General features: G+C 40.6%; 9 protein-coding genes, 25 tRNA genes and 1 rRNA gene. 1 reads left to right on the top strand and 34 read right to left on the bottom strand.

Going from position 1 to position 14031, the window contains the following annotated elements; all coding sequences use genetic code 11:
* The first annotated feature begins 107 nt into the window (after window positions 1–107).
* Window positions 108–758 carry a DUF998 domain-containing protein gene (locus ACYSNQ_RS11005; protein ID WP_426083276.1) on the top strand — a complete coding sequence of 217 codons (651 nt, stop codon included), beginning with the start codon at window positions 108–110 and terminating at the stop codon, window positions 756–758.
* A 399-nt stretch (window positions 759–1157) separates the two neighbouring features.
* Here the strand turns inward: ACYSNQ_RS11005 and ACYSNQ_RS11000 are convergent, their stop codons facing one another.
* From ACYSNQ_RS11000 to rrf, 34 genes are all read right to left on the bottom strand, one after another.
* Window positions 1158–1670 carry a GNAT family N-acetyltransferase gene (locus tag ACYSNQ_RS11000; RefSeq protein ID WP_426083274.1) on the bottom strand — a complete coding sequence of 171 codons (513 nt, stop codon included), beginning with the start codon at window positions 1668–1670 and terminating at the stop codon, window positions 1158–1160.
* Between the two features lie 289 nt (window positions 1671–1959).
* Entirely contained in the window at window positions 1960–3588 is a 1629-nt protein-coding gene (locus ACYSNQ_RS10995) for a peptide ABC transporter substrate-binding protein (RefSeq protein WP_426083272.1), read from the bottom strand.
* Window positions 3589–3621: 33 nt separating this feature from the next.
* The gene (locus tag ACYSNQ_RS10990; RefSeq protein ID WP_426083270.1) at window positions 3622–3939 is read right to left on the bottom strand and encodes a cupin domain-containing protein; all 318 of its coding nucleotides are present in this window, start codon (window positions 3937–3939) and stop codon (window positions 3622–3624) included.
* Window positions 3940–4104: 165 nt separating this feature from the next.
* Window positions 4105–4866, bottom strand: a complete 762-nt coding sequence (locus ACYSNQ_RS10985; protein WP_426083487.1) for a histidine phosphatase family protein — start codon at window positions 4864–4866, stop codon at window positions 4105–4107.
* A gap of 75 nt (window positions 4867–4941) precedes the next feature.
* Window positions 4942–6405, bottom strand: coding sequence for a family 1 glycosylhydrolase (locus tag ACYSNQ_RS10980; protein WP_426083268.1), 1464 nt, complete (start codon window positions 6403–6405; stop codon window positions 4942–4944).
* Window positions 6406–6556: 151 nt separating this feature from the next.
* Entirely contained in the window at window positions 6557–7987 is a 1431-nt protein-coding gene (locus tag ACYSNQ_RS10975; protein ID WP_426083266.1) for a 6-phospho-beta-glucosidase, read from the bottom strand.
* A 134-nt stretch (window positions 7988–8121) separates the two neighbouring features.
* Entirely contained in the window at window positions 8122–10017 is a 1896-nt protein-coding gene (locus ACYSNQ_RS10970) for a beta-glucoside-specific PTS transporter subunit IIABC (protein WP_426083264.1), read from the bottom strand.
* Between the two features lie 143 nt (window positions 10018–10160).
* On the bottom strand, window positions 10161–11003 hold the full coding sequence (gene licT / locus ACYSNQ_RS10965; RefSeq protein ID WP_426083262.1) for a BglG family transcription antiterminator LicT: 843 nt from the start codon (window positions 11001–11003) through the stop codon (window positions 10161–10163).
* Window positions 11004–11262: 259 nt separating this feature from the next.
* Window positions 11263–11334 (bottom strand) — tRNA-Glu (locus tag ACYSNQ_RS10960).
* A 12-nt stretch (window positions 11335–11346) separates the two neighbouring features.
* A tRNA-Ile gene (locus ACYSNQ_RS10955) sits at window positions 11347–11420 on the bottom strand.
* Window positions 11421–11428: 8 nt separating this feature from the next.
* Window positions 11429–11499: transfer RNA gene (locus ACYSNQ_RS10950), tRNA-Gly, on the bottom strand.
* A 16-nt stretch (window positions 11500–11515) separates the two neighbouring features.
* Window positions 11516–11589 (bottom strand) — tRNA-Asp (locus ACYSNQ_RS10945).
* Window positions 11590–11629: 40 nt separating this feature from the next.
* Window positions 11630–11703: transfer RNA gene (locus ACYSNQ_RS10940), tRNA-Met, on the bottom strand.
* Between the two features lie 128 nt (window positions 11704–11831).
* A tRNA-Ser gene (locus tag ACYSNQ_RS10935) sits at window positions 11832–11921 on the bottom strand.
* A 12-nt stretch (window positions 11922–11933) separates the two neighbouring features.
* Window positions 11934–12005 (bottom strand) — tRNA-Glu (locus ACYSNQ_RS10930).
* Between the two features lie 8 nt (window positions 12006–12013).
* Window positions 12014–12101, bottom strand: a tRNA-Ser gene (locus ACYSNQ_RS10925).
* Between the two features lie 2 nt (window positions 12102–12103).
* Window positions 12104–12177: transfer RNA gene (locus ACYSNQ_RS10920), tRNA-Ile, on the bottom strand.
* Between the two features lie 5 nt (window positions 12178–12182).
* Window positions 12183–12253 (bottom strand) — tRNA-Gly (locus ACYSNQ_RS10915).
* A gap of 16 nt (window positions 12254–12269) precedes the next feature.
* Window positions 12270–12342: transfer RNA gene (locus tag ACYSNQ_RS10910), tRNA-Phe, on the bottom strand.
* Between the two features lie 4 nt (window positions 12343–12346).
* A tRNA-Asp gene (locus tag ACYSNQ_RS10905) sits at window positions 12347–12420 on the bottom strand.
* A 41-nt stretch (window positions 12421–12461) separates the two neighbouring features.
* Window positions 12462–12535 (bottom strand) — tRNA-Met (locus tag ACYSNQ_RS10900).
* Window positions 12536–12661: 126 nt separating this feature from the next.
* Window positions 12662–12751: transfer RNA gene (locus ACYSNQ_RS10895), tRNA-Ser, on the bottom strand.
* Window positions 12752–12779: 28 nt separating this feature from the next.
* Window positions 12780–12853: transfer RNA gene (locus tag ACYSNQ_RS10890), tRNA-Ile, on the bottom strand.
* An 18-nt stretch (window positions 12854–12871) separates the two neighbouring features.
* Window positions 12872–12945: transfer RNA gene (locus ACYSNQ_RS10885), tRNA-Met, on the bottom strand.
* A gap of 14 nt (window positions 12946–12959) precedes the next feature.
* Window positions 12960–13032: transfer RNA gene (locus tag ACYSNQ_RS10880), tRNA-Ala, on the bottom strand.
* A 13-nt stretch (window positions 13033–13045) separates the two neighbouring features.
* Window positions 13046–13119 (bottom strand) — tRNA-Pro (locus tag ACYSNQ_RS10875).
* Window positions 13120–13129: 10 nt separating this feature from the next.
* A tRNA-Arg gene (locus ACYSNQ_RS10870) sits at window positions 13130–13203 on the bottom strand.
* Between the two features lie 14 nt (window positions 13204–13217).
* Window positions 13218–13303, bottom strand: a tRNA-Leu gene (locus ACYSNQ_RS10865).
* Between the two features lie 12 nt (window positions 13304–13315).
* Window positions 13316–13387, bottom strand: a tRNA-Gly gene (locus ACYSNQ_RS10860).
* A gap of 9 nt (window positions 13388–13396) precedes the next feature.
* Window positions 13397–13469, bottom strand: a tRNA-Thr gene (locus ACYSNQ_RS10855).
* An 8-nt stretch (window positions 13470–13477) separates the two neighbouring features.
* Window positions 13478–13559: transfer RNA gene (locus ACYSNQ_RS10850), tRNA-Leu, on the bottom strand.
* A 6-nt stretch (window positions 13560–13565) separates the two neighbouring features.
* Window positions 13566–13638: transfer RNA gene (locus tag ACYSNQ_RS10845), tRNA-Lys, on the bottom strand.
* Between the two features lie 3 nt (window positions 13639–13641).
* Window positions 13642–13714: transfer RNA gene (locus ACYSNQ_RS10840), tRNA-Val, on the bottom strand.
* 14 nt (window positions 13715–13728) lie between these two features.
* Window positions 13729–13844: ribosomal RNA gene (rrf, locus tag ACYSNQ_RS10835) — 5S ribosomal RNA — on the bottom strand.
* Window positions 13845–14031 lie beyond the last annotated feature (187 nt).

Genomic DNA, 14031 nt, shown 5'->3' with positions numbered 1-14031 from the left:
CTTTGCTTAAGCATATCTAAATGAATTGCCTTTGAGAAGTTAATAAATGAGAAATAACCTCAAACGTATTACAATGAGAATAATCATCGGATACAGGAGGCTTAATCATGAAACATTTAAAAAAATATGGTTTTTATTTATTACTCATAGCTGTTGCCAGCGAACTAATCTTTCCAATTATTTTAGCAGCCTTTTATACGAACTATGATTCGTTTACTATGCTAATCAGTGCATTCGGCGAAAATGGCAGTCCTACAAAAATGGCCTTTAAGATTTGGGCAATCATAGATGGTTTACTGCTGTTACTGACTATTCCTGCATTCTATGAACGGTTTAAGGTTACCAACCGTTCCCTTGCAAAGTGGTTGGGAATTATGTTGGCTGTTTTCAGTACTGGAGACTGCATACTTACCGGGATTTTCGACCGGTCGGCGGCAACAACTATTGGCGGCGAAATTGAAGAGATGATTCATGACTACGCTTCTGGCGCAGGTTTTCTTGCCTTACTAATCGGTACCTTTATTCTAATCCGGCTGTATTCTCTAGAGATGAATCGCTTTATGGTTGTAGTTCTATTCATCACTTTTCTTATTTCATCCGTTTTTATGCTGTTGTTTGCTGCACCTAAAATTCCCTTCCTGCTTCAGCTGCCTATCCCTTATCGAGGCTTGTGGCAGCGGGCTAATCTATTTTTCCTCTATCTACCTTTTGTTTTGGTTGCTATACAGCACCAGAACGTTTATAGAAAAAATCAGTAAAATATGCTAAAAACGCAACAGCTCAAATCATTCCAGCTTATCATCAAAGTGGGCTCTTAAGGCCTCCCAAAAAAAATTGCTGTGCTCCTATTTTCCAAGTATCATTGCTGTTAGGTTTAAAGACATAATGAATAATTGTAAATTTTCTTGCTCATTTCTAGTCATGCTAGACTTCCTCTAACTATTTATTAGACAAAAAAAGACTATCTCCGAAGAGATAGCCTAAAAGGAGTATTACTCAATTAAGAGTAAAATGAAAAATAAAAAGGTTGTTGTTGGTAGTTATTATAATACTTAAATCCTGCTTTTTTGTCAACTAATATCCTTTTTAATAGATACTAATCTGCTTTCACTTTAAATATCTATCAACCGTTATCCTGAAAAATCAGCTTTAAATCTTTATAAATTCAAAAAATATAACGGGTGGCATAATCCCGTCGGCTCATAAAATTCAGTTTTCTCAAATACAAAACCTAGTTTGTTTAACAGTTTTTTCGAACCAGTATTTGCTGGATGATGACCAGCAAATACTTGATTCAGCATAAAAAAAGAGGCAGCCTGCTGAATCACTTCCCGCAAGGCTTCTTCTGCGAACCCTTGTCCCCAAAATTCTTCTTTTAAATGAACCCCTATTTCTGCAGCGTTATCTTCTTTTGCATACGGACGAAGTCCCGCACAGCCAATAAATGCTTCATTCCGTTTAAGAAATATCGGCCAGTACTGATAGCCGTAAGCTTTCTGATTTTCCATTTCCTTTGCTAACCGTTCCTTAATCTGAGCTTCAGACATTCCTTCCCTCGTAATATACTGAACCACTCTTTGATTTCCCCAAAGAGAGACAGCCAGTTCACTATCTTTTTCCTGCCAATGAGAAAAATAAATCCGTTCTGTTTCAAAAATGCCTCTTCTCAATATACCACTCCTCTATTCATCCGTCCTCTTGATTATAGCAAAGGCTTCGTGCTAGGCAAGCAACAGTAACAGATTATAAAGACACTGTCTTTTAAAGTTTAAATCAGCCTATATCTAAAAAATAAGAAAGAATTCACAAAAATCTAGAGAACAATTTTTGTAAATCCTTCTTATTTCTTCAAAGCTTCTCACTGCAGCTTAATTTCTTTACAGCTCTAATATTGGCTACAATGGATTGGACATGCAGCAATCATTGCTGCTTCCCTAAGCCGCCCTATTATTCTAGTTTTTAATCTTCTAAAGCTACATTTTTCAATGTTAATGGTGCACCAAACGTATGGTAATTCAACCCTTTAATTTTTGGATTTTGTAAGACAGACTGCTGGTTTTGACTGATAATAATCATCCCGGCTGTTTCTTCAATTACCAATTTTTCAGCAGCAATCAGTGTCTCCCAGCGTTTTTCCGGCTCCAATGCATATTTCTCTGAAGCATCATCTAAAAGCTGATCATAGGTTGGATTTGAATAGTTGCGGTCATTTCCGCTATATAACATTTTTAGAGTAGAAATTGGATCTTTATAATCAGGAGTCCAATAAATCAGAAACATGTCATAGTCGCTTTCTCTCCCAAAGTTCAAGGCCGTTTCTGTCGGCAGCGCCTTCACATCGATTGTCAGCCCTGGAAACAGCTCCTGTAGCGTTCCCTGAATACTTTCTCCCATCTTCTTGTAAGAGCCGTCATCAGTCACCATAAGCTCTATTTTAACCTTCTCACCTAACTCAGCCTGTGCCTTTTTCCAATACTCAACAGCAGCTTCTTTATCATAGGTCATTAAATCACCAGCTTCTTCCCGGAAATCCTGACCAGTTGCCGGATTTGATACAAAGCCTTCTGTTACTGCACCGTATAATGGTTTGGAACCGTCCGCAATGATGTTATTAACAAGCGTTTCTTTATCAATTCCCAAGGCGATAGCTTTTCTCAGATTTTCATTTTTTAATGGGGTATCTTTACCGTCACGTGTTTGATTTAAACGAATGTAATTCATCGTAGCTGTTGGATATGAATGAAAATCCTCATTATTTTGATTCTGTTTCGCAATCTCGCCTGTGATTGTGGCAACATCCAGTTGTCCATCTTCAAACAAATTAAGTGCAGTGGATGCTTCCTTCACCACTTCATAGTGAATCTTATCAGATTTGACATTTTCCTTATCCCAGTACTTATCATTTTTAACCAAATCCCAGCTTAAATCTGTTTGCTTCCAGTTTTCCACAAGGAACGGACCATTGTATACAACAGTATCACTAGCCGTTCCATAGTCGTCGCCCTGCTCCTCTACAACCTTTTGATTTTGCGGGAAGAAGGTAGGAAACGCCAACAGCGAAGTGAAATATGGTTTAGCATCCGTTAGTTTAATTTCCAAGGTATAGTCATCCAGTGCTTTTACACCCAGCTCTTCCGGTTTTTTCTCGCCGTTGGAAATTTCCCCGCCATTTTGAATCGTTTCAACAATTAAGAAGCTGTAAACCAAGCCATTAGCAGGATCAATCATTTTTTTCCAGGCAAACTCAAAATCATGAGCGGTCACTGGGTCATCATTGCTCCAAACAGCATCTTCTCTTAGTTTAATCGTATATGTTTTGCCATCCTCTGATATTTCCGGCAGCTCTTTTGCGACTGCTGGAATAATCTCATCCTCTTCATCCAATGCATACAGTCCTTCAAAAGCTGCAGTCTGTACAATTGCATCAGGAAAATCCAGCATCACTGAAGTATTTAGTGTTGTCAGCTCAGATGCAGACATTAACTGCATCGGCTGCTCTTCACTTTTTTTCTGCCCTCCGCCGGAACAAGCAGTCAATATAATTCCTGCTGTTATCAAGCCTGTCATTAGTTTAATTACTTTTTTCATCCCATTCTCCCTTTACCTTCTTTATTTTTTTGCTTAGTCCCGTTCCACAAGCATCCAAACAACAACTGCCGGATCTGTCCCATCGTTGTAGTTAATATGCCCTTCACCAGCTTCAATCAACTGAGCATCACCTGGTTTGCCCACAAGATCCTGCCCGTCCTCTAAAATAGTATGTGCTTCTCCTGAAATAACATATGAATACTCATCCTGATCATGACGGGAAAAACCCTCTAATGGACGTTTTTCACCCGGTAATAACGTAATAACACCCATCTGAACTTTTTTATTTGGCTGATTCTCCTGATCAAAAAAAATAGTCATTTCCTGTGGTAAGGTTGGCTTTATTATCATGGCTTTCTCCCCTTTTCTAACATTTTTGTGAGATAGTATTTATTATTGCTTTAATAACATTATAAGTCAATCTTTTTTTAGAAAATTCAGAATTTTTAATCATTAATTTTCTCTTTAAAAAATCCTCTGACAGCTGTTTTTCTGTCAGAGGATTTTAGAAGTATTTTATTCTTGTCCTTTTTCTACATAGCTAAGATCGTTGACTTTATCCAGTGTGTATTTGCCGTCTTTATACTTGATTGTGCAGACACTCGCGTTTTTTAGTCCGCCTTCAGGAATCTTGAAGTCATCAAACAATGTATCCAGTAAAGCTGAAATACTTAGTCCGTGAGAAACCACAAGAACATCGCCGCTGCCTTCTTTTTTCATCTCTGCTGCAACTAAATCATCCAAACCAGCAGTTAAACGGTTGGTAATTGTCTCATAATCCTCTGCCGGCCAATTCACACCTTCTTCATCCCGACCTTCATCCAGCTTAGCTACGCTATTAGCAAAGGATTCCGGTGTCATGTTTTTCATGAATTCTTCTAATGTAACACCTTGGTCATCAGCAATATCCTGCCACATCGTGTGGTTTAAATCGCCTTCGTACGTACCGAAGTTAAACTCTCTGAAGCGTTCATCCGTAGCAAGCTGAAGCTCAGACGCTGTTTTATTTTCTGCAAGAATCAGCTTTGCTGTCTGCATTGCCCGGCCGCTGTCGCTGCTGTAAGCACTCTGAAAATCAACATCTTTTAAACCGATTCCTGCTGCCGTTACGACTTCTTCACCAGCCGGCGTCAGAACAGCATCAGACCAGCCCTGAACTCTATCTGTTGTATTCAGCATTGTCTTTCCATGACGAACAACATAGATTGTCAGTTCTTCCGGCTTCTCAGCCTTTGCTTCTGTCTTTTCTTCAGCTGCTTTACTGCCGCAGCCTGCCATAATCAGTACACTCAAACTTAAAACACCAATTGCTTTTATAAATTTCTTCACTTTTTTCACTCCTAATCTTGTCTATTATTTCTCTAGATTTTCCCCGTTACTTTGAATGACTTGCTTGTACCAATCAAAAGATTTTTTCTTAGTCCGTTTTAATGTCCCATTGCCTTCGTCATCCATATCTACATAAATAAAGCCATAGCGTTTCTTCATTTCACCAGTTCCAGCGCTGACTAAATCAATACAACCCCATGGTGTATAGCCTAGTAAGTCTACTCCATCCAGCTCAATAGCATCCTTCATCGCTTGGATGTGTTTCTGGAAATAATCGATCCGGTAGTCATCTTGAACGGAGCCGTCTGCTTCGAGCTGGTCAACAGCCCCAAAGCCGTTTTCAACAACAAACAAAGGTACATTGTAGCGGTCATAAAGCTTGCTCAATGAAATTCTCAGACCCAAAGGATCGACAGCCCAGCCCCAGTCTGATTCTTCCAGGTAAGGATTTTTAACAGCCGGCATTTGATTACCCCCGACATATTTCACATCCTTAGGATCAGCAGAGGATACTGTAGACATATAATAACTAAAACCAATATAATCAACTGTCCCAGCTTTGATAATTTCATCATCTCCAGGTTCCTTCTTGATGACAATCCCATTTCTTTCAAATTCTTTTAGCTTATGTGCTGGATAATATCCCTTCACCTGAACATCGATATAAAACTCCTGCTCTCGATTAAACTGTAATGCTTCCATCACATCCTCTGGCTTACAAGACATTGGATAGCTTGGAATATAGGCAACCATCATACCAATCTGAAAATCAGGATTAATATCGTGTCCCAGCTGTACTGCTTTTCCACTTGCTACAAATAAGTGATGAGCTGCCTGATATTTCGATTGTCCGTCATTCTTATGAATACCAATTTGTGTCCAGCTTCTTAAAAAGTTAATTTCGTTAAACGTCATCCAGTATTTGACTTTATCCTTATACCGTTTAAATATGGTTTCACAGAAAAACAGGAAGTAATCAATAACCTTTCTATTGGACCAGCCATCCAGCTCATCTGCAAGATACATCGGAATATCAAAATGATTAATTGTGACTACTGGTTCAATGCCGTATTTCAAACACTCATCAAAAACCTTGTCATAAAACTGCAGCCCTTCTTCATTAATCTCTTCTGTCCCCTTTGGACAGATTCTTGACCAAGCAATCGAAAGTCTAAAGCATTTGTAGCCCATCTCCGCAAACAGCGCAATGTCTTCTTTATAATGATGATAAAAGTCAGTTGCTACATGGCTCGGGTAATAACGGTCAGGATCTACATACCCCACTGCTCCTTCCGGCAGCTCCTTTTCTCGCGTGACTGATTCAATTTTTCCATCTTTTGTTTTATAAGTGATCATTCGCGGCTCTGTATGACTACCGCCGGTAATAGCATCCAGTGTACTTAATCCTTTACCACCAGATAAATAACCGCCTTCATATTGATTGGCAGCAGTTGCTCCGCCCCATAAAAAATTTTTTGGAAATGTCATAATGTAGTTCCCTCCTGAAATAGATAATTATTCAAATCATATAGAAATATATTTATTACTACGAGAATCTAACAAAATAACTCGTTTTCAAATAAATCCATTTAAAAGGACTGAAACAAAAACGAATATTCGCTTCAGCCCCTATGCATTACTAATTTGTTAAATCTTCACCGTTAGACGCAATCACTTTCTTATACCAGTCAAATGATTTTTTCTTCGTACGTTTTAAGGTACCGTTTCCTTCATTATCACGGTCAACATAGATAAATCCGTAACGTTTCTTCATTTCACCAGTTCCAGCACTAACTAAATCAATACAGCCCCAGGTTGTGTAGCCTAGCAGGTCTACTCCGTCTTGCTCAACAGCATCTTTCATTGCCTGAAGATGCGCCGCTAGATACTCAATCCGATAGTCATCATTAACATAGCCGTTTTCATCTGGTGTATCTACTGCTCCTAAACCATTTTCAACAATAAACAATGGTTTTTGATAACGGTCATACAAATCATTCATAGTTATTCTCAACCCAAGGGGATCAATCTGCCAGCCCCATTCGCTCGCTTCTAAGTAAGGATTTTTTACTGAAGAAAAGATATTTCCAGCAGTTTTTTCCAGCAGAGCAGAGTCTGTTGTAGCGACACGGGAAGAATAATAAGAGAATGAGATAAAGTCTACGGTATGAGCTTTCAATAACTCTTCATCGCCTTCCTCCATCTTAATTTCAATCCCTTTACGCTCCATCTCTTTCAATGCATATGCAGGATATTCACCACGGGACTGAACATCAATGAAGAAATAGTTTTCCCGGTCGTTCTGCTTTCCAGCCCAGACATCTTCAGGTTTTGGTGTATAAGGATAGTAATTTCCCGCTGCTAGCATACAACCAACCTTATTCTCTGGATCTACCTCATGGGCAATTCTTGTAGCAACGGCACTAGCAACTAGCTCATGGTGAGCCGCCTGGAATTTCACCTGTTCTTCATTGTCTCCTTCTTCAAAATAAAGACCTGCGCCCATAAATGGTGCATGAAGAATCATATTAATTTCATTAAATGTCAGCCAATACTTCACTAGCCCTTTATATCTGTTGAAAATAACATTACAAAGATTTTCATAAAAACCAACTAATTCACGACTACGCCATGCACCATATTTTTTAATCAAATGCATTGGGCAATCAAAATGCGTAATTGTTACTAGCGGCTCAATTCCATACTTGCGGCACTCTTTGAATAAATCTTCATAGAACTTCAGACCTTCTTCGTTGGGTTCTGTCTCATCACCATTTGGAAAAATTCTTGTCCAGGCAATCGATAAACGGTATGTTTTGAAGCCCATTTCACCGAATAAAGCAATATCTTCTTTATAGCGGTGATACATGTCAATTGCTTCTTTCGCTGGATAAAAATGCTCATCATCAAAATCAAACATTTTCATTTTTCCTGCTAAAATAGGAAATCTGTCTTCACCAATAGGTACAACATCCACATTAGCTAAACCGCGTCCGCCTTCATTATAGCCGCCTTCACATTGATTCGCAGCAGTTGCTCCGCCCCATAAAAAATCTTTTCTAAATGCCATTTACAAAGTCCTCTCTTACTACAGAGATGATTCGCGTGAATAGTTTCTAAGAAATGATAATTTTAACTATCAGCTTTCCTATACTCTTTTCAACAAGAACCATCTCAGATTTTATTTATTTTGATAATGCTTCATTAAGCTAAAGCAGTAATCAGCGTATCGGTTGAAGTTACTTCTGCATTCTGTGTTTCTACAATATCCAGATAGTCTCCTGTATTTGTAACAATCACCGGTGTTTGCGTACTATAACCGGCTTTCTTAATCGCTTCAATATCAAAAGTGACTAAAACATCACCTTTTTTCACTTTATCTCCTTGTGCCGCTTTCGCTTCAAAGTATTGTCCATCCAACTGAACCGTGTCCATACCTATATGAATTAACAGTTCCATCCCCTGATCAGAAATCAAACCAATCGCATGTTTTGTAGGGAATAACGTCATTACAGTTCCATCGAATGGTGCGCGGACAATTCCTTCTGTAGGTTCAATCAACACACCCTTACCTAATGCTCCTTGCGCAAATGCCTGATCCTTACATTGACTTAAAGGCAATACCGTTCCTTTGACAGGAGCAACAACTTCATCTTTGCCAAGCTTATTTTGTTGACCTGTTGCCGCAAGTTTCGCTTCTTCCTTAGACAGCGGTGCAGAAAGGTCTTCATCATCCTTAAATCCAATAGCGTAGGCTAGTGCAAAGCCGGCAATAAGAGCAGCTGCATCGAGTGCCATGCTCCAAATTGCATATTTGACATCTCCATCTGGAGAAATTTGCCCTGTGTATCTAAATACTCCAAGTCCCCCCATTTGGTAAGCTTGAATACCTAATCCCATGGAAATTGCACCTGTTACTCCACCAACCACACAAGAAGCCCAGAAAGGTTTCTTTTTCGGTAAAGTAATACCGTAGATTGCCGGCTCAGTCACACCAAAGATTCCTGAAATGAAGGCTGGAATAGATAACTCTTTCAGTTTTGCATTCTTTGTTTTTAACATTACTGCTAGTACCGCACCTGTTTGAGCAAATGAAACGCCTCCTGAAGCAATCAAAAGCTGTGTAGGCTGACCCTGAGACAAAGCAATAATTGCAAATGGAATAATTGCCCAGTGCATACCGAACATAACAAGAATCTGCCAAGCAAATCCAAGAATAGCTCCAAATAAAATTGGGCTGAACCCTTGTAATGCAATCAAACCGTTTCCTAACGCATCAGAAACAACGTTCATAATTGGTCCAATTACTAAGAAGGTTAGCGGCACTGCAATTAGTGCTGTAAAGAATGGAACTAAGAATAATTTTACTACATCTGGAATAATTTTTCTTAATTGTTTTTCAAGCAAAGCTGCAAACGCTGTGGCTGCGATAATTGGCATTACCGTTGAACCATAACCAGCAGCTGGAATTGAGAACGGAATCCCAAAGATGTTCAGTCCCCCGCTTTCAGCAAAAGCAGCAGTTGCGGAGCCATCAATAAAGCCTGTATAAACTAAACTGGAAGCAATCATCATTCCCAAGAATGGTGAACCGCCAAATTTTTTCATTGCTGTGTAGCCAATGAAAATTGGCAGGAATAGGAATAATCCATCCCCCATTGCGTTAAATACAGCATATGTCGGTCCTTCTGAATAGGAAACGCCCAATGCAAATGCTAAAATGGCATTTACACCTTTCAGCATACCAGCAGCAGACAATGGAGCCAGAATTGGTTGAAAAATACCAGAAATCATATCTACAAATCGATCGAACAAATTACCTTTAGGCCCATCATCAACTACGGGCTGCAGCACACCAATAACTTCATCCACAGCTTTACGCACATCAGGAACGTGATTACCAATAACTACTTGGTACTGCCCCCCAGCCTGCATAACCGTAACAACACCATCCATGTTCTTTAAAACTTCTGTATTCGCTTTATTGTCATCTTTCAGTTTAAAACGAAGACGTGTGATACAGTTCGTCAGAGAGTTTATATTATCCTTACCGCCAACTTCTCTTACAATATTTTTTGCTAATTCATCATATTTACCCATGTTTTTTTCCTCCAAATTTATGTGTATTTTTATTTAGAGGTTTCGCCAACTGAATGTCACGATCCAAAGCCATACCATTTTGGTATCGCAGGGGTATTCTCTTGGTGTACCTCGTCCCTCCTTAGGTTGATAATAATAATAGTTTAACTATTTTTAATGACTAAACGTGCAATATGAATAGTCAAATAAAGCTTCTCGTCATTTGAAATTTTATAGTCATAGGCAGCGATTAAATACTTTTCGATTTTTTCGATGCAGTGATAGGCATTTTGATATTTACTTTTAATAATTTCTAATAATTCCTGATCTGTTTCATCCATGTATTGTCCTTTTGAAAGTAAACGATAGGCAAAAAACTTGAGATGTGTAGTAAATCGATAAAAATAGACAGAGTTTTCATCGAATGATATTTTAAAATAATATTTAATAATATTCATAATTTCCTGCATAATCTTTGTTATCTCATAAGTATTACCGGATCCATCTGCATCCTGTTGGGCATTAACAATGTGTAATGCTATAAAACCAGCTTCATCCTCTGATAACTCCACATCATACTTTTCTTTCACTTTTTGAATGGCCATCATACCAACTTTAAACTCATCTGGGAAAAACCGTTTGATATCCCATAACAAAACATTTTTGACTTCAACATTCTTTTTCACCCGTTCAATTGCTGTATGCAAGTGGTCTGTCAACGAAATATAAATCATTTCATTTAGATTTTCGTTGATTTCCTTCTTTGCATACTCGATAATCTCATCCGATATTTTCAAATATTCCATGGGTAAATCTTCCAGCAACTCTTGGAATTGTAGGGAAATTTTTTCATTTGTCAGCTGATAGATTTTGTCAACCCTGTCTTTACAGATAAAATCACCAGGTTTTTTCTTAAAACCCAATCCTTTGCCCATTACTATCAATTCACGATTGTGTTCATCGACAGTAATGATCACATTGTTGTTAAGTATCTTATGAATTAACATTTTTTCCCCCATTCTGAATAAAAACAAATACATTATTTTATTCGCTTATTCAAAAAAACAAAAAAACCCAACCACTTCAAAAAAGGTGAAAGAATTTCATCCCCTTTGAAATAACTAGGTTTAGCTTGTACTTAAACAATCACTATCCAACAAATAATATTCAATTATATATCATATAACCATAGATTACATGATAACAAAACGTTTGTCAACGCTTCCAAAGCATTTAAAACAAAAAGCGGTACTCAACCGCTAATGATGACCCGTACGGGATTCGAACCCGTGTTACCGCCGTGAAAGGGCGGTGTCTTAACCACTTGACCAACGGGCCGGGAATTTTTGATGGGCCTAAATGGACTCGAACCATCGACCTCACGCTTATCAGGCGTGCGCTCTAACCAGCTGAGCTATAGGCCCATAAAAAAAGCGGGTGACGAGAATCGAACTCGCGACAACAGCTTGGAAGGCTGTGGTTTTACCACTAAACTACACCCGCGTAAAACTCTTTATAACGGTCTGGACGGGACTCGAACCCGCGACCTCCTGCGTGACAGGCAGGCATTCTAACCAACTGAACTACCAAACCAAATTCTTTGTTACTTGCTTTTAACTATTGTTAAAAGCTATTGCGGGGGCAGGATTTGAACCTACGACCTTCGGGTTATGAGCCCGACGAGCTACCTGACTGCTCCACCCCGCGATAATAGTATACCTATTTGTATACGGAAAGTTTTCTTGCGACTTTGATTAAAGAAACTTTGCTTCTCTTAGTCACCAAGTACTGTTCAACATCTGCTCTGGTAGAATAATCACAGTGTTTCTCAGTAAAGGAGGATAAGGGATTCGAACCCTTGCGTGCTTTTACACACCTGACGGTTTTCAAGACCGTTCCCTTCAGCCGGACTTGGGTAATCCTCCAAAATATTGCAATGACCCGTACGGGACTCGAACCCGTGTTACCGCCGTGAAAGGGCGGTGTCTTAACCACTTGACCAACGGGCCAGAAAGAACGGAGAAGGAGGGATTTGAACCCTCGCGCCGGTTTCCCGACCTACACCCTTAGCAGGGGCGCCTCTTCAGCCACTTGAGTACTTCCCCAATGGGCCTAAATGGACTCGAACCATCGACCTCACGCTTATCAGGCGTGCGCTCTAACCAGCTGAGCTATAGGCCCATTAAAGCGGGTGACGAGAATCGAACTCGCGACAACAGCTTGGAAGGCTGTGGTTTTACCACTAAACTACACCCGCAAATTTAATGGTATAATGGCGCGGGACAGAATCGAACTGCCGACACATGGAGCTTCAATCCATTGCTCTACCAACTGAGCTACCGAGCCAAAACGGTCTGGACGGGACTCGAACCCGCGACCTCCTGCGTGACAGGCAGGCATTCTAACCAACTGAACTACCAGACCAAAAATCTTTACTACTGGCTTTTAACTATTGTCAAAAGCAATTGCGGGGGCAGGATTTGAACCTACGACCTTCGGGTTATGAGCCCGACGAGCTACCTGACTGCTCCACCCCGCGATAATAGTATACTTATTGTATACGGAAAGGTTTTCTGCAACTCTCGTTAAGGAAATTTCGTCCTTATAGTTGCCAAGCACTGTTCAACATCTGCTCTGATAAAATAATCACAGTGTTTCTCAGTAAAGGAGGATAAGGGATTCGAACCCTTGCGTGCTTTTACACACCTGACGGTTTTCAAGACCGTTCCCTTCAGCCGGACTTGGGTAATCCTCCATATTATTTTTAAGCAACAATGTCACAATGGACCTTGTAGGACTCGAACCTACGACCGGACGGTTATGAGCCGTCTGCTCTAACCAACTGAGCTAAAGGTCCAGGCTCTTAAAAAAATAATCGCGGCGAAGGGGATCGAACCCCCGACCTCCCGGGTATGAACCGGACGCTCTAGCCAGCTGAGCTACACCGCGTATACATATAAAAATGGAGCCTAGCGGGATCGAACCGCTGACCTCCTGCGTGCAAAGCAGGCGCTCTCCCAGCTGAGCTAAGGCCCCAAATTCATAATTATCGGGAAGACAGGATTCGAACCTGCGACCCCTTGGTCCCAAACCAAGTGCTCTACCAAGCTGAGCTACTTCCCGTTTATAACAATGCACCCAAAGGGAGTCGAACCCCTAACCTTTTGATTCGTAGTCAAACACTCTATCCAGTTGAGCTATGGGTGCTACATATTTCTAAATGCCGAGGACCGGAATCGAACCGGTACGGTGATCACTCACCGCAGGATTTTAAGTCCTGTGCGTCTGCCAGTTCCGCCACCCCGGCGCGGTATTTGAAAGCGGAAAACGGGGTTCGAACCCGCGACCCCCACCTTGGCAAGGTGGTGCTCTACCACTGAGCTATTTCCGCGTTTCTGGATGCCGGCTAAAGGACTTGAACCCTCGACCCTCTGATTACAAATCAGATGCTCTACCAACTGAGCTAAGCCGGCTTTTTTAATGCGGGTGAAGGGACTTGAACCCCCACGCCTCGCGGCGCTAGATCCTAAATCTAGTGCGTCTGCCAATTCCGCCACACCCGCATGTTATGAGTCGTACAGGGCTCGAACCTGTGACCCTCTGATTAAAAGTCAGATGCTCTACCAACTGAGCTAACGACTCATATGGAGGTTAACGGGATCGAACCGCTGACCCCCTGCTTGTAAGGCAGGTGCTCTCCCAGCTGAGCTAAACCTCCATAATACAACAATCGCGCGGCGGCGTCCTACTCTCACAAAGGGAAACCCTTCACTACAATCGGCGCTAAAAAGCTTAACTTCTGTGTTCGGCATGGGAACAGGTGTATCCTTCTCGCTATCGCCACCACACTGGTGTTGTTTGGTATTTAGTTGAGTGATTTGCTCACTCAAAACTGGATAGATTAAAACTCTTCAACACAGTCATTCCGAAAAACATTTTCTTACTCTTCCAATTCTTTGGTTAAGTCCTCGACCGATTAGTATTGGTCCGCTCCAACCATCACTGGCCTTCCACTTCCAACCTATCTACCTGATC

Source organism: Enterococcus sp. LJL51 (genome assembly GCF_054871795.1).
This window is presented reverse-complemented; position numbering and strand designations above follow the sequence as displayed.